The organism is Chromatiaceae bacterium, assembly GCA_016714645.1.
Classification (GTDB): domain Bacteria; phylum Pseudomonadota; class Gammaproteobacteria; order Chromatiales; family Chromatiaceae; genus M0108.
The window spans coordinates 897298-917506 of record JADKCI010000002.1; the positions used below are offsets into that span (position 1 = coordinate 897298).

At 64.6% G+C, this 20209-nt stretch carries 20 protein-coding genes; 7 read left to right on the top strand and 13 right to left on the bottom strand.

Annotated elements, in window-relative coordinates:
- The first annotated feature begins 5 nt into the window (after positions 1 to 5).
- The 4 genes from IPN92_11145 to IPN92_11160 all read left to right on the top strand — a co-directional run bounded on the left by IPN92_11145 (position 6) and on the right by IPN92_11160 (position 3612).
- Positions 6 to 704, top strand: coding sequence for a hypothetical protein (locus IPN92_11145; protein MBK8638798.1), 699 nt, complete (start codon positions 6 to 8; stop codon positions 702 to 704).
- Positions 705 to 938: 234 nt separating this feature from the next.
- Complete coding sequence (locus IPN92_11150) at positions 939 to 1646, top strand: response regulator (GenBank protein MBK8638799.1); 708 nt, start codon at positions 939 to 941, stop codon at positions 1644 to 1646.
- Positions 1647 to 2009: 363 nt separating this feature from the next.
- Positions 2010 to 2285 carry a cysteine rich repeat-containing protein gene (locus tag IPN92_11155; protein MBK8638800.1) on the top strand — a complete coding sequence of 92 codons (276 nt, stop codon included), beginning with the start codon at positions 2010 to 2012 and terminating at the stop codon, positions 2283 to 2285.
- Positions 2286 to 2385: 100 nt separating this feature from the next.
- On the top strand, positions 2386 to 3612 hold the full coding sequence (locus IPN92_11160) for a ribonucleotide-diphosphate reductase subunit beta (GenBank protein ID MBK8638801.1): 1227 nt from the start codon (positions 2386 to 2388) through the stop codon (positions 3610 to 3612).
- A gap of 46 nt (positions 3613 to 3658) precedes the next feature.
- On the opposite strand, the gene pdxA is transcribed toward IPN92_11160, so the two are convergent.
- The 3 genes from pdxA to lptD are packed head-to-tail and all read right to left on the bottom strand — an operon-like array spanning position 3659 to position 8213.
- The gene (gene pdxA, locus IPN92_11165; protein MBK8638802.1) at positions 3659 to 4660 is read right to left on the bottom strand and encodes a 4-hydroxythreonine-4-phosphate dehydrogenase PdxA; all 1002 of its coding nucleotides are present in this window, start codon (positions 4658 to 4660) and stop codon (positions 3659 to 3661) included.
- 3 nt (positions 4661 to 4663) lie between these two features.
- Complete coding sequence (locus tag IPN92_11170; GenBank protein MBK8638803.1) at positions 4664 to 6025, bottom strand: peptidylprolyl isomerase; 1362 nt, start codon at positions 6023 to 6025, stop codon at positions 4664 to 4666.
- Positions 6006 to 8213 carry an LPS assembly protein LptD gene (gene lptD, locus IPN92_11175; protein MBK8638804.1) on the bottom strand — a complete coding sequence of 736 codons (2208 nt, stop codon included), beginning with the start codon at positions 8211 to 8213 and terminating at the stop codon, positions 6006 to 6008. The genes IPN92_11170 and lptD overlap by 20 nt, the downstream gene beginning before the upstream one ends.
- Before the next feature lie 217 nt (positions 8214 to 8430).
- Between lptD and IPN92_11180 the strand changes: the two genes are divergently transcribed.
- On the top strand, positions 8431 to 9441 hold the full coding sequence (locus IPN92_11180; protein ID MBK8638805.1) for a phosphotransferase: 1011 nt from the start codon (positions 8431 to 8433) through the stop codon (positions 9439 to 9441).
- Here IPN92_11180 and vanZ read toward each other — a convergent pair.
- Entirely contained in the window at positions 9384 to 9755 is a 372-nt protein-coding gene (gene vanZ, locus IPN92_11185; protein ID MBK8638806.1) for a VanZ family protein, read from the bottom strand. The genes IPN92_11180 and vanZ overlap by 58 nt on opposite strands.
- 301 nt (positions 9756 to 10056) lie before the next feature.
- On the opposite strand from vanZ, the gene IPN92_11190 reads away from it, so the two are divergent.
- Positions 10057 to 10605, top strand: a complete 549-nt coding sequence (locus IPN92_11190; GenBank protein MBK8638807.1) for a hypothetical protein — start codon at positions 10057 to 10059, stop codon at positions 10603 to 10605.
- Positions 10592 to 11488 carry a nucleotidyl transferase AbiEii/AbiGii toxin family protein gene (locus IPN92_11195; protein MBK8638808.1) on the top strand — a complete coding sequence of 299 codons (897 nt, stop codon included), beginning with the start codon at positions 10592 to 10594 and terminating at the stop codon, positions 11486 to 11488. Before IPN92_11190 ends, IPN92_11195 begins: the two co-directional genes overlap by 14 nt.
- A gap of 83 nt (positions 11489 to 11571) precedes the next feature.
- Here IPN92_11195 and purD read toward each other — a convergent pair whose 3' ends face one another.
- The 9 genes from purD to aroQ form a co-directional block, all read right to left on the bottom strand.
- Positions 11572 to 12861: a phosphoribosylamine--glycine ligase gene (gene purD / locus IPN92_11200; GenBank protein ID MBK8638809.1), complete on the bottom strand. Its 1290-nt coding sequence runs from the start codon at positions 12859 to 12861 to the stop codon at positions 11572 to 11574.
- 56 nt (positions 12862 to 12917) lie between these two features.
- Positions 12918 to 13694, bottom strand: coding sequence for an acyl-ACP--UDP-N-acetylglucosamine O-acyltransferase (gene lpxA, locus IPN92_11205; protein ID MBK8638810.1), 777 nt, complete (start codon positions 13692 to 13694; stop codon positions 12918 to 12920).
- Positions 13691 to 15253 (bottom strand): bifunctional phosphoribosylaminoimidazolecarboxamide formyltransferase/IMP cyclohydrolase, encoded by a 1563-nt coding sequence (gene purH / locus IPN92_11210; GenBank protein MBK8638811.1) that lies wholly within the window; start codon positions 15251 to 15253, stop codon positions 13691 to 13693. The genes lpxA and purH overlap by 4 nt, the downstream gene beginning before the upstream one ends.
- A 180-nt stretch (positions 15254 to 15433) precedes the next feature.
- On the bottom strand, positions 15434 to 15739 hold the full coding sequence (locus IPN92_11215; protein ID MBK8638812.1) for a Fis family transcriptional regulator: 306 nt from the start codon (positions 15737 to 15739) through the stop codon (positions 15434 to 15436).
- Complete coding sequence (gene dusB, locus IPN92_11220) at positions 15736 to 16728, bottom strand: tRNA dihydrouridine synthase DusB (GenBank protein MBK8638813.1); 993 nt, start codon at positions 16726 to 16728, stop codon at positions 15736 to 15738. Before dusB ends, IPN92_11215 begins: the two co-directional genes overlap by 4 nt.
- Before the next feature lie 53 nt (positions 16729 to 16781).
- Positions 16782 to 17696, bottom strand: a complete 915-nt coding sequence (prmA, locus tag IPN92_11225) for a 50S ribosomal protein L11 methyltransferase (GenBank protein ID MBK8638814.1) — start codon at positions 17694 to 17696, stop codon at positions 16782 to 16784.
- Positions 17697 to 17706: 10 nt separating this feature from the next.
- Positions 17707 to 19047, bottom strand: a complete 1341-nt coding sequence (gene accC, locus IPN92_11230; protein MBK8638815.1) for an acetyl-CoA carboxylase biotin carboxylase subunit — start codon at positions 19045 to 19047, stop codon at positions 17707 to 17709.
- 124 nt (positions 19048 to 19171) lie between these two features.
- A complete protein-coding gene (locus tag IPN92_11235; protein ID MBK8638816.1) occupies positions 19172 to 19630 on the bottom strand; it encodes an acetyl-CoA carboxylase biotin carboxyl carrier protein in 459 nt (152 codons plus the stop codon).
- An 11-nt stretch (positions 19631 to 19641) separates the two neighbouring features.
- The gene (gene aroQ / locus IPN92_11240; GenBank protein ID MBK8638817.1) at positions 19642 to 20097 is read right to left on the bottom strand and encodes a type II 3-dehydroquinate dehydratase; all 456 of its coding nucleotides are present in this window, start codon (positions 20095 to 20097) and stop codon (positions 19642 to 19644) included.
- Between the last annotated feature and the right edge of the window lie 112 nt (positions 20098 to 20209).

The following is a 20209-nucleotide window of genomic DNA, read 5'->3' on the forward strand; positions in this document are numbered from 1 at the left end:
CCCTGATGAATGGCGTCATCGGCATGACCGGACTGTTGCTGGATACGGCGTTAAACGCGGAGCAGCGGCGCTACGCGGAGATTGTCCGCACCAGCGGTGAATCCCTGCTGAGCCTGATCAATGCCATCCTCGACTTCTCCAAGATTGAGGCCGGCAAGCTCGACCTGGAGAGGCTGGACTTCGATCTGTCCAATTTATTGGAAGATTTCGCCGCCCACTTGGCCTTGCGGGCTCACGAGAAGGGGCTGGAGATGCGCTGCGCCGCTGATCCGGGGGTGCCCACGCTGCTGCGCGGTGATCCGGGACGGCTGCGCCAGATCCTCAACAACCTGGCGGGTAATGCCGTCAAGTTCACCCCGGCCGGCGAGGTGGCGATCCGCGTCTCGCTGCTGGAAGAGGATGAAGCGCAGGTCGTGCTGCGCTTCTCGGTGCGCGACACGGGCATCGGCATCCCCGCCGACAAGATCGGCCTGCTCTTCGACAAGTTTAGCCAGGTGGATGCCTCGACCACGCGCCAGTACGGCGGTACCGGGCTGGGCCTGGCCATCTCCAGACAACTGGCCAGGCTGATGGGTGGCGAGGCCGGCGTCACCAGTGCGGAGGGCACCGGCTCGGAGTTCTGGTTTACCGTCCGCCTCGGCAAACAGACGGGGCCCACTTTGGCCAGTATGCCGCCCGCCGCATTGCGGGGGTGCGGGTGCTGATCGTGGAGGATAACGCCACCCACCGCAACATGCTGACCACCCGACTGACCGCGTGGGGCATGCGCCGCTGGAGGCGGCAGATGGCCCCGGCGCGCTCCAGGCCCTCAATCGGGCGCTGGACGAGCAGGACCCCTGCCAATAGCCGTGATCGACATGCAGATGCCGGGCATGGATGGCGAAAGCCTGGGCCGAATGATTCAGTCCGATCAGCGGCTGGCCGCCACCCGGATGGTGATGCTGACGTCCTGGGGCCGGCGGGAAGACGCCGGACACTGCCATGAGATCGGTTGTGCGGCCTATCTGACCAGCCGATTCGGCATCAGGAGCTCAGGTCGCGCTGGCCTGGCGCTGACGCATCACCCGGAGGTGGCGCCCACGCCACCTCCCAGCGCCACCCACCCACCGGGCGGTGAGACCTCGCACCGGTTCGCGGGCCGCAAGGCGCGCATTCTGCTGGCCGAGGACAACATCACCAACCAGATGGTGGCCTTGGGCATCCTGAAGCAAATGGGTCTGCGGGCGGATGCCGTGGCCAACGGGGCGGAAGCGCTCCAGGCCCTGGAACTGCTGCCCTATGACCTGGTGCTGATGGACGTGCAGATGCCGGTGATGGATGGGATCGAGGCCACGCAACAAATCCGGCGTGATGAATTCATCAGGTGGCAGGCTCAATGCGGCAACCTGCAGGGCGCGGCGGCCGAGGCCGGCCGGGTTCCTGCCTCCTTCACCCTGCCGATTATCGCCATGACCGCCCACGCCCTCCAGGGCGACCGTGAGCGCTGCCTGGAGGCGGGCATGAATGACTACGTGACCAAGCCGGTGGCGCGGCAGGCGCTGGCGGCAGCACTCGGCCAATGGCTGCCCCATGACACGGAGGAACGCACCCTCGTGACGGATGACGGCGGCCCCGGCAGTGATGCGGTCAGCGGCCCGGCAACCTAAGTATTCGACCGTGCCGGTATGAGGGGCCAGGGGTGGCCCGGTTCCAGTGATGTGGAGGCGATAAGCCGGAATGCGCTCATGAGGGGGCTCGGACAGGAGCTAAGTGACGACGTGCAAAATTCGGGGAGGGCCATCGCCAGTTAAGCTATTATGCCGGCATCCCTCTGATAGGTAGGCATAAGCCATGATTTTCATGGATTAATCCTCCCGCTTCATCAACCCCTTATATGTCGGGAAGCAAGCGATGCTGAAGTATTTTATGGGTATGGTTAGCCTGTTGGCGGTCAGCGGATTTTCGTTTCTGGCGGCGGATACCCAAACACCCCCTTCGCTTCAAAAGTCGTGCAAATTCGATATCGTTAAATTCTGCCCCAAGACCTTGGGGCAGAGGACAAAATCCTGGCGTGCCTCAAGGCTCTTGACAAGGATGAATTATCGCTCGATTGCCGAACCCTCCTGCAAAGCCCGGAAGAATCCTATCAGGCCTGTGAGGCCGATTTTGCAAAATTCTGCGCCAAAGTACAGCCCGGCCTAGGCCGAGTCATCGATTGCCTGGATGACCACAAGCAGAAATTGTCGAAAGGTTGCCGAAGCGTTGTGGAACTCGCGTTACAGAATCCGGGGGGAGATATCAACTGAATCATTGCTTGTGGGGTCTAGCCACCCACTGATCCTCGGTTCGTGATTTGCCGCTTTTTCGCCTTAACATCCATAATCATCTCTTTAGTAAGTCTAAATTATGTCCGCAAAACCCCTGCTTGGTCCCTGTGATTCTTATCAGCTTGAGCCCTTTGCCTATGAGTGGGCCTGGGCCATGGCGCGCGCTCAGGAGAATAACAATTGGGCACCGGAAGAGATCGCTGTCGCCCCCGATGTGGCGGACTACAAGAATCCCGCCGTGGATCCGAAGTTCAAGCACCTGTTCGAATCCGTCATGGCGCAGCTCACCACCTTCGATATCGAGCGGGGAGACGATGCGGCGGAGACCTTTTTGTCCGTTTTTCAGCCCGCCGAAATCCGCCACTTTTTCAAGCGGCTGGTCTGGGAAGAAGGCTTGCATACCCGCAGCTACCGCTATGTCATCGAGAATCTGGGCATCCCGCTGTCCATCTACGATACCTGGAAGACCGTGCCGGCCATGAAGGAACGGGTGGAGATGGCCCAGAAGCTCTCCGAACCGGTTCTCCAAACCATCAAACGGCAGATCGAAGGCCGGCCCTACCACGAGATGTCCATTGCGGAAAAGCAGGCCCTGCTGCGCTCGCTGGTCTTCTGGTTTTTGATTTTCGAGGGCGTCTGGTTCTGGGTGTCGCTCCTCGGCCCGATTCAGCAGTTGTCCCGACTCGGCTTCTTCAAGGGTGGTGCCGAGCAGTTCAGCTACATTGCCCGCGATGAGTCCAACCATATCGGCTTTGGCGTCGCCCTGATTCGGGAATTCATGGCGCAGTACCCGGAGGCCCTCACCGATGAGTTGCTGGCCGACATCGACCGTGACACCCGCCGTGCCATCGAACTGGAACAGGGCTACATCAGCTACTGCTTCAAGGATGGCCCCATCCTCGGCTATTCCATTCCGGACCATGTCGCGACCACCAAGTTCTTCGCCAACATGCGTCTCGGCTCCGTCGGACTGCCCCAGCCCTTTGCAGATGCCTATCACGCCTTTCCCTGGATGAGCGAACAGATGGAGCTCAAGAAGGAGAAGAACTTTTTCGAGACGCGGGTCACGGAATACCAGGCGGGCGGGGCCCTGTCCTTCGATGACCAGGAAGAGGGGAGCCTGACCGAGCAACAGAACCCCTACGCGGCCTGCTTTACGGCTAGTCCGGCGGTCGAGGCTCCTCCCGCCGCTGCCCAAGTGGAGGAGAGGCCGATGGTGGAGGAACTGTTTCCCGAAGAGGATCCCTACTTCGGCCGGCATCAGCAACCGGAGTGGGATGATCCCCTGGCGGGATTGAAAAGGTAGAAGGGCGGGCACCAGCCGGAGGCTGTCAGGCCGATCTGACCGGGGCTTAAGTAAGGGATAGCCCCCGGATCACCATCTCTAGGGCCGTCTTGAGGGCGGCCTGCAGGCTGCCCGGGTCGGCTCGACCCGTGCCAGCCAGGTCCAGGGCCGTGCCGTGATCGACGGAGACGCGCACGATCGGCAGGCCCAGGGTGACATTCACGGCGCAGCCGAATCCCAAATGTTTGAGGACGGGCAGGCCCTGGTCGTGGTACATGGCCAGGACGGCATCGGCCTGGGCCAGGTGGTCCGGCACAAAGGCGGTATCGGCGGCCAGGGGACCGACCAGGTCCAGGCCCTCGGCCCTGAGTCGCGCGAGCAGGGGGGCTATGATCTCGATCTCCTCCCGGCCCAGGTGGCCGCCCTCCCCGGCGTGAGGGTTGAGGCCACAGACCAGCAGGCGCGGCCGGGCGATGCCGAAGCGTTGGCGCAGATCGCGGTCCAGAATGCGGATAACCCGCTCCAGTCCCTCCGGGGTGATGTGATCCGCGATCTGGCGCAGGGGCAGATGGGTGGTAGCCAGGGCGACTCTCAGGCCCGGCGCCGCCAGCATCATCACCGGATCGGCCCCACAGCGTGCCGCCAGGAACTCCGTGTGACCGCTGAAGGGAAAGCCGGCGTCATTGATGACACCCTTGTGCACCGGGCCCGTGACCAGGGCATCGAATTCGCCGGTCAGGCAGCCGTCGCAGGCACGCTCCAGGCAGTCCAGGATATAGGTCGCGTTGGCGGTATCAAGGCGGCCGGGCTGGCTGTGGTGGCGCAAGGCCAGGGGTAGCATCTGAAGGATCCCGGCCCGCTGGGGCAGGCGGGGGGCGCTTGGATCGTAAAGGACCAGCTCCAGACCCAGGCCCAGTCGCTGGGCGCGGTCCCGCAGCAGGTCGGGATCGGCAATGACGACCCATTGGGCGGGAAAGTCCGCCTGGGCTACCTGGGCGCAGAGTTCAGGTCCTATGCCAGCGGGCTCGCCCGGCGTGATGACGATCCTGGGAAGGGTGGGGTTAGCCAAGCCCTAACCCTGTTCCGCCGCCTTGGCGAGACGATCCTCGATGTAGGCCTCGTCGCGCAGCTTGCGCAGCCATTGCTTGACGGCCTCGTCCGCCTTACGTTCCCGCAGCTTCTGCTTGGCCTTGAGCTGCATCAACTCCTCGGTGGTGTCCTGGCTGCGGCGCTCGTTGACCTGGACGATGTGCCAGCCAAAGCTGGACTTGAAGGGCTGGCTGATCTGGTTGGGGGCGAGTTCGTTCATGGTGGCCTCGAATTGGGGGACGGTGTCGCCGGGGCTCAACCAGCCAAGGTCGCCGCCCTTGAGGGCCGACCCGGTGTCGTCCGAGTTGGCGCGGGCCAGGTTGGCGAAGTCATCCCCGCCCACCAGGCGCATGCGCAGTTGCTCCAGGCGGATGCGGGCATCGTCGTCGGACACCACCTCGTTGGTGCGGATGAGGATGTGACGCGCCTTGGTCTGGCTGATGACCGCCGGGCCACTGCCCTTGATGTCGCTGACCTGGATGATATGGAAGCCGCTGGGGCTACGCAGGGGGTTGCTGACCTCGCCCTTGGCCAGGCTCCGGGACACCTCCTGGGCCAGCGAGGGGACATCGGCCATGGCGAACCAGCCGAGGTCGCCACCCTCCTGGGTCTGCTGGCCTTGGGATTCGGCGCGGGCCACCTGGCCAAAATCCGCCCCGGCCCGGAGCTTGGCGACAATCGCCTGGGCCTTCTTCTTCGCCTGCTCCTGTTCCTCGCCACTCGCCGTCTCCGGCACGGCCACCAGGATGTGGGAGAGGCGGACATCCGTCCGTTCGATCAGGCTGTCCGACTCGCGGGCGAGGAAGCGCTTGATCTCGGGTTCGGTGACGGTGATGTTCTTGATGACCTCCCGGGCCTGCAGTTGGCTCATGATCATCTGGGAGCGGGTGTCCTCGCGGAAGTCCTCGAAGCGGATGCCGCTGGCCCCCAGGGCGGTCTGCAACTCCTCAAGCGTCAGATTGTTACGCTGGGCGATGCCCTCCATGGCCTGGGTGAGGGCCCCATCCTCGACCTTGATGCCGACTCGCTGGGCCTCCTGCATTTGCAGGCGCTTCTCGATCATGCGCTCCAGGACCTTGTGCTCCAGTTCGGCGCGGGCGGGCATCTCCGCCCCCTTTTCGCGCATTTCGGGCAGGGCCAGGACGATCTCCCGTTCCAGTTCGCTGCGCACGATGACGTCCTTGTTGACCACGGCGACGATGGAATCCAATTCCTCGAGGCTGGCCGCCTGGGCGAGGGGGGGGGCGATCACAAGGGACAACAGGAGCAGGGGCGCGCCCGCCAGAGCCGGCCAACGCCAGGCCTTCCAGAGGCTTACGCCCCCCTTATTCCTCGGTGTAGCCATAGATACCACGCTCCAGAAATTGGTCGATTTTGTCGCCGAATTTGGCTAGTCCGGCTAGCTCCAACTGGAGCATGACGCTGGTCTCGCCATCGGTGCCCGGCTGATTGTTGATGTGACGGCCCAGCACGTTGACTCTCCAGCAGCACTTGCCGTAGGAAACGCCGGCGAAGGTCTCGTTCACCTTTTCGTTATACAGGGAATAATACCAGCGTCCGACGAGTTTCAACTGGGGATTGATGGGCCAGCTCGCCGATAAATCCAGATCCCGGTAACGGGTAGCCTCCGTCTCACCGACATCGTAGCGATAGGCGAGATTGAGCAGGTGCTTTTCCGGGGATTGGTAGCGGAGTTCGACGATGAGCGTTTCGAGCGCATCCTCCTCGTCATCCGGTTGGGGGTCCCAGCGCAGGGTGGTGCGGCCGGTGAGATCCCGCATCAGGCGTGCCGCGACCTCGCCGACCAGGGCGGTGGCCTGCTGACGCTCCTCGGGGATGTCCGAGAGCCAGACCCGGGGGTTCTCGAAATAGACCGGCTTGCCGAGGCTGGCGCGTAGCAGTTCTCGCCCGGTGTTGGTCTGAAGGAGACGGGTACTCAGGCCCAGGGTGAGCTGGTTGGCGTCACCCACGCGGTCATAGCCGGCGAAGCGGTTGGGCAGAAAGAGGGTGCCATAGCTGAAGCTCATGTCCGTGGTATCGAAGACCGGGATGTCGGTCTGATCCTTGTAGGGGGTGTAGAGGTAAAAGGCCCGTGGCTCCAGGGTCTGCAGGACCGACTGGCCCAGCCAACTCGTCTGGCGCTCGAAGACGAGTTGGCCGTCGAGGTTGAAACTGGGGATGGCGTAGGAGGGATCGCTGGGGTCGCCGATCCCGGTATTCTGGAGGCCATAGGCACCGCCCCAGAAGTTCAGGCGCGGGATCAGGTGGCCGTAGGTGCGGCGCACCGGCCAGGCGATGCTGGGCTGGAGGGTGGCGCGGCCGCCATGAACCTTGATGTCATGGTCAAAGTAGTTGTATTGGCTGGGGAGTTTGAGTTCGAGACCCGAATCATGGCGCCAGGGCGCCAGGTTCAATTCCAGTTGGGGTAGCCGGGCGTAGGGATATTCACTGGGCGGGATGGTGATATCGACGTTCTGAAACTGCTGGACCATCAGCCGGGCGTTCCAGCCCTGACCCTGGTAGTTGAGATCGCCCCGGCGTTCAATGTTGCGCAGGCTGGTCAGCTCCAGGCTGTTGCCGAAATCCTCCAGGTACTGCTTGTCCGTGACATCCTGAAAGCGCAGCGAGGAGGTCCAGCCCGGGCCATAGTTGCCCTGATGGATGATGCGCAGGGCGCCCCGTGCCTCGTTATTGTATTCCTGGTCGCTGGCGATACCCTCGGCATAGAAATCAAGGGACTGGATGGGCGAGAGGTAGCGGAATTCCCCCCCAAGCAGCAAGCCGCGTTTGCTCATGTAGGTGGGTGTCAGGGTCGCGTCCATGTTGGGCGCGATATTGAAGTAATAGGGGGTGACGACCTGGATACCCGAACTGCTGGAGTTGCCGATGATGGGGGTGAGAAAGCCGCTCTTGCGCCGGTCGTCGATTGGGAAGGAGAGGTAGGGGGAATACAGCACGGGCACGCCCATCACCCGTAGCTTGGCGTCCCGCGCGACGCCCCGGCCCTCGACCTGATCGATATCCAACCGCGATGCCGCCAGATCCCAGTCGCGCCGGCCCGGGGGGCAGGAGGTGAAGACGATGTCCTCGTAATGGGTCTTGCCCTGTTCCAGCAATTGCGCGCTCTGGGCGTCGCCCCGGGCATTCAGGGGGCCGGCGAAGCGGTAGCGGGGCTGGGTGATCTGGCCCTGATTGGTCTTGAGATTGAGGGTCCCACGATTGCCCAGGATGCGCACCCCGGGCTGGGCCAGGAAGAGGTCACCCTCGGCCGTGACTTCCTCCGTCCCGACGCCGTAGCTCATGGCCTGGGCCCGGATCTGGCGGCTCCCTTGTTGCAGGTCGATATTGCCTTCCAGCTTGAGGAGTTGGCTGTTGCGGTCGTATCCCAGGTCATCTGCCTCGATGGAGACGGGTTCCTCGTTCCCGGGGGGCGGGGGCAGGGTGGCGGGCCCGAGCCGCGCGGGGCGCAGACCGCAATAGTCCCAGTCGAGTCCGGCCTCCAGGGGGTCTCCGTCCTCGGCCAATACCGACATCACTGCCAACATCAGGCAGCAGAGGGTGGCAAGACGAAGGCGGGGGAGGGGCTTGGTCGTGGCGTTAGGTGTCACTGGCCGTTGGCAGCGGGCATCCGCGAGGATGGAATTCGAGGACCCATTCTAACGGCTTCATCACCAAGGCGGGAATTCTTGTTTGGCCGCGGTGGCGGGCTTGCCGCAAAATACCTGCCTAACCCCTTGCCTGGAGATGGCCATGCCGGAACGGCGCGCCCTGTTGGAGAATTGGTTGAGGTCGGTCCTGGACCGCGATGAAGTCGTCTTGGCACCAGCCTCCGGCGACGCCAGCTTCCGGCGTTATTGGCGCCTGGGCCATGAGGGTACCAGCTATATCGCCATGGATGCCCCGCCGGGCCAGGAGGACACGGGCCGCTTCGTGCGCCTGTCCCGCGCCTGGCGCGACCTGGGTCTCCGGACGCCGGAGATCTATTGGGAGAACTCCCAACAGGGCTTCCTGCTGCTGGAGGACTTTGGCAGCCGCCTCTATCTGGACCACCTGGATGGCGAACGCGTCGATCGGCTTTATGGTGATGCCCTAGGCGCCCTGGCCATTATCCAGGCCTGTGCTACCACGGTGGGGCTGCCCCAGTATGATGACGCCTTCCTGCGCCGGGAGATGGCTCTCTTCAGGGATTGGCTGGTGGAACGGTATCTGGGTCTGGCCCTCACCGTCCAGGAAGAGGCCGATCTCGAGGTAGCCCTGGCCTTCCTCGCCGCCAGCGCCCTGGAGCAACCCCGGGTCTGCGTCCATCGCGATTTCCACTCCCGCAATCTCATGATCACGGCCTCGCCCTCGCCGGGCATCCTGGATTTTCAGGATGCAGTCGCAGGCCCTGTGACCTACGATCTAGTCTCTCTACTGCGGGATTGCTACATCGCCTGGCCCCGCGCACGGGTCGAGGAGTGGGCCTGGGGTTATTTCGGCCTGGCGGTCCAGTCCGGCATCCTGCGCCAGGAACAGGAGGCCGACTTTCTGCGCTGGTTTGACTTGATGGGCGTTCAGCGCCACCTCAAGGCCAGCGGCATCTTCGCTCGGCTGAATAATCGGGATGGTAAACCCGGTTATCTCGCGGACATCCCCCGCACCCTGGGCTATATCCTGGAGGTGGCCCCGGCCTATACACCCCTGCGGGGCCTGGCGGACCTGATTCAGGGGCGGGTCCTGCCCCGGCTAGCCGAGATTGCCAGCCGTGCCCCAGCCACATAAAGCAGGATGCCGATGCCATCCGCCCCCAGGTCCCATAAGGAAAATTCGCGATAGGGCAGAAAATACTGGACGGCCTCGATGAAGAGGCCGAAAGACAGGACGCTTACCCACTTGCGCCAACCGCGACCGGGGGATGGACCCGGATAGGCACGGTCCGCGAGCCCGGCGAGGACGAAGAAGGCCATGATATGGTTGATCTTGTCATGACCCGTCCCGGGGGCCGATGCCAGCGGGGCAAAGGCCAGAAAGGAAATGATGGCCAGGTAGGCCAGAAGACCCAGGCGAAAAATCAATCGCCAGTCTGTCGATCTCATCAATATTTCCATCCCGACGCGGGTAGGCTTCCTGGAGCCACGTCCTAACGCGCTCGTGGCTTGACCGTCCGAAATTTGGCGATGCCCCAAACCTATATGATACGGCCATCATCTCCGCACAGCGGCTGCCATTTGAGCTACGCGTGTCAGACCTCGTGCCCACACCAGACGCAATAGTTGCTCCGACGATGGGTTCGAAAGACCCTCTGCGAGGCGGTGGATGTTGTAACCCGCGAGGCTGTATGACTTAAAGTCAGCGTTTTGTTACGCTTTGTGTAACATTCCGACGACCGGAGCGTCCATGCAGCCGATCAAGCAGTTGAGCCGTGTGCTCATGAGCCTCACAGACCCTGGGCAGGCCCTGTTTTCGCTGACCGACCTGCGGGCCGCCTTGCCCGAGCATACCGCCGGGGCCTTTCGGGCGGTGGTGACGCGCGCGGAAAAGGAAGGGCTGCTCAAGCGTTTATGCCGTGGCCTCTATCGCTACCCCGCCGCCGGTCAGGATGATGGCCTGCTGCTCTACCAAGCCGCCGCTCGCCTGCGCGCCGGGGCGTTCAATTACATCAGCCTGGAGTCCGCCCTCAGCGACGCGGGCCTGATCTCGCAGATCCCGATGAACCGGGTCACCCTCATGTCCTCCGGGCGCAGCACGACCCTCTCCTGTGGCCGCTATGGGACCCTCGAATTCGTCCATACCAAGAAAGGTCCCGACGAGTTGGCCGATCAACTGGTCTATGACCCGCGTTGCCATCTCTGGCGCGCCTCCGTCGCCCTGGCCCTGCGGGACATGAAGGCGGCACGACGCGATCTGGATCTGGTGAAGGATGAGGTGGCCGATGACGCTCTTTGATCGTCTGGTGGACGAGGCGCTGCGGGCACAAACCGATCTGGCACCGCTGCGGCCCGTGGTGGAAAAGGAACTGCTCCATCATGACATCCTGCGGGAGTTGGCCGAAGCCGGTCTGCTCCACAGGCTCACCTTCATCGGCGGCACCTGTCTGCGGGCTTGTTATGGCTCCCATCGCCTCAGCGAGGATCTGGATTTCACCGGCGGAGTGGACTTTGACCGGGCAACCCTCGGCGGTCTGGGTCCCCTGCTCGTTGAACGATTAGCCGCGAAATATGGCCTGGCGGTGAGCGTGAGCGAACCCTTGCGCGAGGCAGGCCTGGTGGATACCTGGAAAATGCGGGTGATCACCCGCCCCGAGCGCCGCGACTTGCCCGCCCAGCGCATCAATATCGATATTCGCGCCGTGCCCAGTCACGATCCCCGCCCTCTGCTCCTGCGCAATCCCTATGGCGTGGACCTGGGGACCGGCGGGCTCATCCTTCAGGCCGAGAGTCGTGAGGAGATCCTGGCCGACAAGCTCTTGGCCCTGGCCCTCCGGCCGAATCGGCTAAAGTATCGGGACCTGTGGGATATCGGCTGGCTGGTGCAACAGGGAATCCAGCCACCCCTGGGGCTCATCCCCGTCAAGATCGCCGATCACCGTTGGACCCTGAGCGAGTTTCAACAGCGACTGGTCGAGCGTAAGCGGCAGTTGTTGCAGGACGAGGACCTTCGCAAGGGGTTCAGCTTGGAGATCAGCCGCTTTTTACCCCCGAACCGGGTCGTCGAGACGGTCGGCAACCCGGCCTTTTGGGTTTGGCTCACCCATCTCATCGCGGATCTGTGCGCCCAGGCCGAGCGTTCCTTGTCGGGGGAGACCGCACCAGCCACCTTTCTCATGTGAGCCCTTGGCGGAAGTCGACCTTCCCCGCTGAGGCCATGTTGCGCCCTGCTGTCACAGGTCGCCGTTTCCGGGCATGAGGCCCCTTATCCCCGTTCGCGCGCTATGGCCCGGTGGCCGATGTCACGCCGACAATAGGCATCTTGCCAATGGATCTGGTCAAGGGCTTGATAGGCGCGGGCCTGGGCCTGGCTAACGGTCTCGCCTAGGGCGGTGACGCAGAGGATGCGGCCACCGCTGGTGACCGTCTCGTCGCCCCGGCGCGTGGTCCCGGCATGGAAGACCTTGGTGTCCGGCACCTGAGCCGCGGCTTCTAGCCCGCTGATCACCCGGCCTTTTTCGTAGGCATCCGGATAGCCGCCCGCGGCCATGACCACACCCAGGGCCGCCCGGGGATCCCAATCCGCTCGCATCTCATCCAGTCGTCCGGCCAGGGCGGCGAGACAAAGCTCGACCAGGTCGGATTTTAGCCGCATCAGGATGGGCTGGGTCTCTGGATCCCCGAAACGGCAGTTGTATTCCAGTACTTTGGGGGTGCCGTCGGCGGCAATCATGAGGCCGGCGTAGAGGAAGCCGCTATAGGGTAGCCCCTCCGCCGCCATGCCCGCCACGGTTGGATACATCACCTCGGCCATGATGCGCTCGTGCAAGGCGGGGGTGACCACCGGGGCCGGGGAATAGGCCCCCATGCCGCCCGTGTTGGGGCCCTGGTCGCCGTCGTCCCGGGCCTTGTGGTCCTGGGAGCTGGCCATGGGCAGGATCTGGCCCTGGCTGACCATGGCGATGAAGCTGACCTCCTCGCCCTCCAGGAATTCCTCGATGACGACCCGGTTGCCGGCGCTGCCAAAGCGGCCACCGGCCAGCATGTCGCGGACGGCCGCCTCGGCGGTGGCGAGGTCCTGCGCCAGGATGACGCCCTTGCCCGCGGCGAGCCCATCGGCCTTGACGACGATGGGGGCGCCGACCTGGCGCAGGTAGGCCAGGGCGGGTTCGAGCTCGCTGAAACTGCCGTAGGCCGCGGTGGGGATACCCTGACGCTGGAGAAAGTCCTTGGTGAAGGACTTGGAGCCCTCCAGTTGCGCCGCCCCCTGGGTGGGGCCGAAGCAGGGCAGTCCCGCCGCCTGGAAGCGGTCCACCAAGCCCGCCACCAAGGGGGCCTCGGGACCGACGATAGTGAGGCCGATGGCTTGGGCGCTGGCGAAGGCGACCAGGGTATCCAGGTCGTCGGCGGCGATGTTGAGGTTCTGGACGCCCGGTTCCTGGGCGGTACCGCCATTGCCGGGGGCAACGAAGACCGTCCCGACCCGGGGCGACTGGGCCGCCTTCCAGGCCAGGGCATGTTCGCGGCCACCGCCGCCGATGATGAGGATATTCATGACAGGGACTCCCGTGCGGATGACCGCCAGCGCCCTGGCGGCGAGGGCGATGGCGCTCAGGCGAAGGTGACGACGCCTCTCTGGCTGGCGCGGATGAAGGCCAGGATCTGATCGGTCTCGGGGGCCGGATAATCGCCCTCCGCCCGCGCCAGGGCCTCCTTCAAGGGCAGGCCCGAGCGGAAGAGGAGGCGATAAACCGCCTTGATGAGGCTGCGCTGGACCTGGGTGAAGCCGTTGCGCCTCAGCCCCACCGCGTTGAGCCCGACGATGCGGGCGCGGTGGCCGTCGGCGGTGACGAAGGGCGGCACGTCCTGGGCCACGCCGCTGACCCCGGCGACCATGGCGTAGGCGCCGATGCGGCAGAACTGGTGGACCGCCACATTCCCCGAGAGAAAGACATGATGATCCAACTCTACATGTCCGGCGATGCTCGCCGCGTTGACGAGGATGTTGTGGTCGCCGACCAGGGAGTCATGGCCCAGATGGCAAAAGGCCATGAAATAGTTGTGATGGCCGATACGGGTGCCATGATCGGTCTTGATGCCCTGGCTGACGTTCACGCACTCGTGAAAATGATTGAAGTTCCCGATGGTCAAAGGCTTGGCTTTATCGGGATGGTAGCCCAGATCCTGGGCGGCCGAGCCCAGGGAGGCGCCATGGCAGACGTGGTTGCCCTGGCCAAGGCGGGTGCCGCCATAAATCCGCGCATGACTCTCGATGACACAGTCCGGGCCGACGACGGCCCCGGCCTCGATGATGGAGAAGGGGCCAATGTGGGCGGTTTCATGAACCTCGGCTCCATCCTCCAGGATGGCGGTAGGGTGGATACTCAATGCCGGAAGTGCCGCATGCCCGTGAAGACCATGGCCATGCCGTGCTCGTTGGCGGCGGCTATGGTCTCCTCGTCCCGCAGGGAGCCGCCGGGCTGGATAACGGCGGTGATACCCGCCGCCGCCGCCTGGTCGATACCGTCCCGGAAGGGGAAAAAGGCGTCGGAGGCCATGACCGCGCCCCTGACCACGAGCCCCGCCTGTTCCGCCTTGATGACGGCGATGCGGGCCGAGTTGACGCGGCTCATCTGGCCGGCGCCGACGCCGATGGTCATGCCATCGCGGCCATAGACGATGGCGTTTGACTTGACGAACTTGGCCACGCGCCAGGTAAAGAGGAGGTCCGTCAGCTCCTGCTCGCTGGGCGCGCGCTGGGTGACGGTGGTCAGGCCCGCATAGAGATCCAGGTCCGCATCCTGGACCAGGAGGCCACCGTGGACCCGCTTGAAGTCCAGGCGCGGGCTGGCCTCGCCCATCCAGGGCCGGCAGGCCAGGACGCGCACGTTCTTCTTGGCGGCCAGGACGGCACGGGCCTCCGCTGAGACGCTCGGAGCTATGATGACCTCGACAAACTGGCGCGCGGCGATGGCACTGGCGGTCGCCTCGTCCAGTTCGCCGTTGACGGCGATGATGCCACCGAAGGCGGATTCCGGGTCCGTGGCAAAGGCGCGTTCGTAGGCGGCCATTAGATTTTCGCCCAAGGCGACGCCACAGGGATTGGCATGCTTGACGATGACGCAGGCCGGACTCTCGTCGAACTGCTTGACGCACTCCAGGGCCGCGTCGGTGTCGGCGATATTGTTATATGAGAGTTCCTTGCCCTGGATCTGGGTCGCGGTGGCGACGCTGGTGGCAGCGAAGCCGGCCTCGGTGAAGAAGGCGGCGCCCTGATGGGGGTTTTCACCGTAACGCATGGCCTGCTTGCGCTGGAACTGCAGGCTCAGGGTGCGGGGGTAGGGCAGGGGTTCGCCAGCTTCCAGTCGCCGGCCCAGATAGTTGGCGATGGCGCCGTCGTAGCGGGCCGTGTGCTCGAAGACCTTGACCGCCAGGTCGAAGCGGGTGGCGTCGGTGACGGCGCCGCCCTGCTCGGCCATTTCCGTCAGGACTCGGTCGTAGTCCGCGGCATTGACCACCACGGTTACGGCGGCGTGGTTCTTGGCGGCGGCGCGCAGCAGCGTCGGTCCGCCGATGTCGATGTTCTCGATGGCGGTTGCCAAGTCGCAGCCGGGTTTGGCCACGGTCTGCTCGAAGGGGTAGAGGTTGACGACTACCAGGTCGATGGGCTGGATACCGTTATCCCGCATGACCTGGTCGTCAAGGCCGCGGCGACCCAGGATGCCGCCATGGACGAGGGGGTGGAGGGTCTTGACCCGGCCCGCCATCATCTCCGGGAAGCCGGTGTAGTCGGAGACCTCGATGACCGGTATCTCCTGTTCCGTCAGCAGGCTGGCGGTGCCGCCGGTGGACAGGATCTCGATCCCGCGGGCCGCCAGGGCGCGGGCGAAATCGACCAGACCGGTCTTGTCGGAAACGCTTATGAGGGCGCGGCGAATGGGTTGCATCTGGGTCCGCTCCAGTAGGAGTCAAAAGAGGTTAGGCGCCGGCGAGGGGCGGCGCACGGGGTTAAATGAGCGATGGGTCAAGGGTCCGGGCCCTGTTCGGAAGAGGTGGGAAGCCTTGGAATCGGGGGCTATGACCATCAAAAAACGCCAGGCCATCGGTGCCGATCGGTCCTGGCGAGTCTAGGCGCCAGCGCCGTTCTGAAAATAGGCGAGCTTTTTGCGCAGGGTGGTGCGGCTCATGCCCAACACGGCGCAGGCGCGGCTCTGGTTGCCCTGGGTGAAGTCCAGCACCTCCTCGATCAGGGGGCGCTCGATCTCGCGCAGGACCAGGTTTTGCAGGTCACCGGGCGGCTGGTCACCGATGTGGTGCAGGTAAAAGCGCACGGCGCTGCGCACACAGTCGCACAGGGGCTCGGAACGATCGATCCGCTGGACGGGAAAGGCGTCCAGGCTCACACAGGAGTGTTGTGCCAACAGGCTGTTCATGCCGCATGATACCCCCTTTGCTTGTCCTCATCGAAGTAGGCCTCGATCAGGATTTGTTGTTCTTGCAAGGTATTGACCCGATTAAATTCCGACCGGAATCCACTGGCATCGCGCCGGGCTCGGGTGTACCAACCCACGTGTTTGCGGGCAATACAACTGCCGGCCCTGTCGCCATAAAAGCTATGGAGGGCATGCAGATGCGCGATTAAGGTGGCCCGGATCCAGTCCGGCGAGGGGCTGGGTAAGTGGGTGCCCGTCGCCAGGTGGTGGGCAATCTCCCGGAAAATCCAGGGGCGGCCCTGGGCCGCCCGTCCGATCATGATAGCATCGGCGCCCGTGAAATCCAGCACGAAACGGGCCCGCTCGGGGGAGTCGATATCCCCATTCGCAATGAGGGGGATGGGTACTGCCCGCCGGATGGCGCGCAGGGTCTCGAATTCCGCCTGGCCGGCAAAGCCGCAGGTGCGGGTGCGGCCATGCACGGCCAGGGCGGCGATGCCGCTCTCCCAGGCGATGCGGGCGATGGTTAGGGCATTGCGCTCCTCCGGTGACCAGCCCGTGCGGATCTTGAGGGTGACGGGGGCGGGCACGGCGGCGACCACGGCCGCCAGGATGCGACCCACCAGGCGCTCGTCCCGGAGCAGGGCGGAACCGGCGGCCCTGCGGCACACCTGCTTGGCCGGGCAGCCCATGTTGATGTCGATGATATCGGCGCCGAGATCGAGATTGATGCGGGCGGCCTCGGCCATGAGCGCCGGTTCGTTGCCCAGGATCTGGGCCGCGATGGGGCCGGTCTCGCCCCGGTGATCCAGGCGCCGGAGGCTCTTGCGATGGCCCCAGAGGCTGGTATCGGCGGAGACCATCTCGGAGACGGCCAGCCCGGCCCCCAAGTCGCGGCAGAGTTCCCGGAAGGGGCGGTCCGTCACCCCGGCCATGGGGGCGAGGATGAGGTTATTGGCCAGGGTGATGGGGCCGATACGCAGGGGCATTGGCTGGGTCGGGACGGCGGTTTGGCCCCCGGCCAGTAGGTCGGCGGGGTCCATCAGGACGCCGGGGCCAGCTCCCGGCGGCGGCCGGCGAGCAGGACCCAGTCCTCCTGAATCTCGGGCGGTTCCAGGTCAAACCAGGGGGCGTAGGCGGCGGTGACGGACCCGACCTGATCGAACAGCAGGCCCGACAGTGCCAGGGCACCGCCGGGGTGTACCAGGGCTGCGAGCCGGGGCGCCAGTTCGATCAGGGGACCGGCGAGGATGTTGGCCACCAGATAGTCGGCCCTCTCCTCCGGCAAGCCCGGGGGCATATCCTCGGCCGCCAGGCACCGCAGCCGGTCGGCGACGCCGTTCTCGCTGGCATTCGCTTGGGTTGCCTCCAGGGCCTGGGGGTCATGGTCCACGGCCAGGGCCTGGGCCGCGCCCAGCTTGAGAGCGGCGATGGCGAGAATCCCCGAACCACAGCCATAGTCGATCAGGCGGGTCCCGGTCAGAGCGGCGCCATCCAGCCATTTCAAGCAGAGGGCCGTGGTGGCATGGTGGCCGGTGCCAAAGGCGAGACCCGGGTCCAGTTCCACGATGACCTGGTCGGGCTGCTCATCCACCGGCCGTTCGCCGCGTGGGCAGACCCACAGGCGCTCGCCGAAGCGGGTGGGGGCGAAGTCGTCCCGCCAGGTGTGTTCCCAGGCCTGGTCCTCGATGCGCTCGTAGCGGGGTGGGGCGGCCAGGTGCCCGGTCAGGGAGGCGACCAGGGCCTCGGCGTCCTGGCGGCTCGCCGCGTCGGGTTCAAAGAGGGCGTTCACCAGGACCTGGCCCCAGAGGGGCGTGGCGCCGGGCGGTGGCTCCAGTTGGGGTTCGTCGCCCGCATCGCCCAGGGTCACGGCCAGGGCGCCGATGTTCTCCAGGGCCGCCTCGAGGAGGGTGGCGTGCTCCCGGTCGGTAGCGAGGGTGATTTGTAGCCAGGGCATGGGGATACCGCTACAGCCCCAGCTTCTTTTCCAGATAGTGGATATTGACCCCGCCGGCGCGGAAGGCGGCGTCGGTGAGGATACGGCGCTGGAGGGGCAGGTTGGTGTGGATGCCCTCGATGACGGTCTCCCGCAGGGCATTGCTCATGCGCGCCAGGGCGGAATTACGGTCCTCGCCGTGGGCAATCAGCTTGCCAATCATGGAGTCATAGTAGGGCGGGACATAGTAGCCGCTGTAGATATGGGTCTCCATGCGGATGCCGGGTCCGCCGGGGGCGTGGAATTCCTCGATGCGACCGGGGCAGGGGATGAAGGTATCAGGGTGCTCGGCATTGAGGCGGCATTCGATGGCGTGGCCGCGGATCTGGATGTCGTCCTGGGTGTAGTGGAGCCTCTCCCCGGCGGCGATGAGGATCTGCTCCTTGACGATATCCACCCCCGTGATCATCTCGGTCACCGGATGCTCGACCTGAACCCGGGTGTTCATCTCGATGAAATAGAATTCGCCATTCTCGTAGAGAAATTCGAAGGTGCCGGCACCGCGGTAGCCAATGCGGCGACAGGCCTCGGCGCAGCGTTCGCCGATGGTGTGGCGCTGCTCCGGCGTGATCCCCGGGGCCGGGGCCTCCTCGACCACCTTCTGGTGGCGGCGCTGCATGGAGCAGTCGCGTTCCCCCAGATGGATGGCGTGGCCCTGAGTGTCGGCGAGGAGCTGAAACTCGACGTGGCGGGGGTTCTCCAGGTACTTCTCCATGTAAACCATGGGATTGCCAAAGGCAGCCATGGCCTCGGCCCGGGTCAGGGCGATGGCGTTGAGGAGGGTGGCCTCGGCGTGAACGACCCGCATGCCCCGCCCACCACCCCCGCCCGAGGCCTTGATGATGACCGGGTAGCCGATCTCGCGGGCCAGCTTGAGGGAGCGCTTCTTGTCCTCGTCCAGGGGGCCGTCGGAGCCTGGGACGCAGGGGACGCCAGCGGTCTGCATGGCGCGGATGGCGGAGACTTTGTCGCCCATGAGGCGGATGGTCTCGGGCCGGGGGCCGACGAAAATGAAGCCGCTCTTCTCCACCCGCTCGGCGAAGTCGGCGTTCTCCGACAAAAACCCATAGCCAGGATGAATGGCGACCGTGTCGGTGACCTCGGCGGCACTGATGATGGCGGGGATGTTCAGATAGCTGCCCGCCGATGGTGCGGGGCCGATGCAGACGGTCTCGTCCGCCAGCAGTACGTGCTTGAGTTCGCGGTCGGCCTCCGAGTGGACGGCGACGGTCTTGATGCCGAGTTCACGGCAGGCGCGCAGGACGCGCAGCGCGATTTCCCCTCGGTTGGCGATGAGCAACTTCTCGATCATGGCAATCTGATCCGCGTCTGGGCACTGGTGGCGACGGCTGGGTCCCGGCTCGTCGGGGGCATGAAGTGGAAACCGGCGCTCTTGGGCGATCGGGCGGGTAGGCCCGCTGCCGGGGCGCATTATTTTAGTCGATCACGAAGAGGGGTTCGTTGTATTCCACGGGTTGGCCATTCTCGACCAGGACCCGCTTGATGGTACCTGCCTTCTCGCACTCAATTTGGTTGAGGATCTTCATCGCCTCGATGATGCAGAGGGTGTCGCCGACCTTGACGCTGCTGCCTTCCTCGACGAAGGACCGGCTTCCGGGGGAGGGCGAGCGGTAGAAGGTGCCCACCATGGGTGAACGCACCAGGTTGCCCTCGGGGATGTCCGCGCCCGGCGAGGAAGGGTCCTGGGTTAAGTCGGGCGGGGCCAGGGCGAGGGGTGGCGACGCCGGCAGGGGGGCCGCGGGCATGTAGAGGGGCATGCCCGTGGGGTTGGCGCGGCTGATGCGCACCGATTCCTCGCCCTCCCGGATCTCGATTTCGGTGATATCGGATTGTTCCAGGAGTTCGATGAGTTTTTTGACTTTGCGGATATCCATGGGGTGTCGCGTCAGTTCTGAGTGTGGTCCCTGGCCAAGCGGTCAGCGGCGGCGCGCAGGGCTAACTCGTAGCCCAAGGCCCCCAGGCCGCTGATGACACCCGCCGCCAGGTCCGAAAAATAGGAGTGGCGCCGAAAGGGCTCGCGGGCGTGGACGTTGGACAGGTGCACCTCGATGAAGGGAATGGCCACCGCCGCCAGGGCGTCGCGCAGGGCGACACTGGTGTGGGTAAAGGCCGCCGGATTGAAAAGGATAAAGGTCACGCCTTGGCTGGGGGCCTGGTGAATGGCATCGATCAATTCATGCTCGGCATTGCTCTGCAGGAAGCTGATGCTCAGGCCGAGCACCTCGGCCAAACGCCGCAGGTTCTCCTCGATGCCGGCCAGGGTCGTGCGGCCGTAATGACCGGGCTCCCGGGTACCGAGCAGGTTCAGGTTGGGGCCGTTGAGCACGAGGATGGATGCCATGAACAAAAACCGGTGGAAAGGCGCCGGGGCCTGGCCACCAAAAGGGGTTGAGGACACCGGGGGTGTCTCCGGATTACTAATTACGGGATTCTCCGGATTCAGCGAGAGGCTG

Excerpts from the sequence above, each read along its gene's own strand:
- IPN92_11180 (MBK8638805.1), top strand. The coding sequence starts at position 8,431 with ATGCCGGAACGGCGCGCCCTGTTGGAGAATTGGTTGAGGTCGGTCCTG.
- vanZ (MBK8638806.1), bottom strand. The coding sequence starts at position 9,755 with ATGAGATCGACAGACTGGCGATTGATTTTTCGCCTGGGTCTTCTGGCC.
- IPN92_11160 (MBK8638801.1), top strand. The coding sequence starts at position 2,386 with ATGTCCGCAAAACCCCTGCTTGGTCCCTGTGATTCTTATCAGCTTGAG.
- IPN92_11170 (MBK8638803.1), bottom strand. The coding sequence starts at position 6,025 with ATGGCTACACCGAGGAATAAGGGGGGCGTAAGCCTCTGGAAGGCCTGG.
- lptD (MBK8638804.1), bottom strand. The coding sequence starts at position 8,213 with ATGTCGGTATTGGCCGAGGACGGAGACCCCCTGGAGGCCGGACTCGAC.
- IPN92_11235 (MBK8638816.1), bottom strand. The coding sequence starts at position 19,630 with ATGGATATCCGCAAAGTCAAAAAACTCATCGAACTCCTGGAACAATCC.
- dusB (MBK8638813.1), bottom strand. The coding sequence starts at position 16,728 with ATGCCCCTGCGTATCGGCCCCATCACCCTGGCCAATAACCTCATCCTC.
- IPN92_11215 (MBK8638812.1), bottom strand. The coding sequence starts at position 15,739 with ATGAACAGCCTGTTGGCACAACACTCCTGTGTGAGCCTGGACGCCTTT.
- purH (MBK8638811.1), bottom strand. The coding sequence starts at position 15,253 with ATGCAACCCATTCGCCGCGCCCTCATAAGCGTTTCCGACAAGACCGGT.
- IPN92_11190 (MBK8638807.1), top strand. The coding sequence starts at position 10,057 with ATGCAGCCGATCAAGCAGTTGAGCCGTGTGCTCATGAGCCTCACAGAC.
- aroQ (MBK8638817.1), bottom strand. The coding sequence starts at position 20,097 with ATGGCATCCATCCTCGTGCTCAACGGCCCCAACCTGAACCTGCTCGGT.
- IPN92_11150 (MBK8638799.1), top strand. The coding sequence starts at position 939 with ATGCTGACGTCCTGGGGCCGGCGGGAAGACGCCGGACACTGCCATGAG.
- purD (MBK8638809.1), bottom strand. The coding sequence starts at position 12,861 with ATGAATATCCTCATCATCGGCGGCGGTGGCCGCGAACATGCCCTGGCC.
- accC (MBK8638815.1), bottom strand. The coding sequence starts at position 19,047 with ATGATCGAGAAGTTGCTCATCGCCAACCGAGGGGAAATCGCGCTGCGC.
- IPN92_11195 (MBK8638808.1), top strand. The coding sequence starts at position 10,592 with ATGACGCTCTTTGATCGTCTGGTGGACGAGGCGCTGCGGGCACAAACC.
- prmA (MBK8638814.1), bottom strand. The coding sequence starts at position 17,696 with ATGCCCTGGCTACAAATCACCCTCGCTACCGACCGGGAGCACGCCACC.
- IPN92_11145 (MBK8638798.1), top strand. The coding sequence starts at position 6 with ATGAATGGCGTCATCGGCATGACCGGACTGTTGCTGGATACGGCGTTA.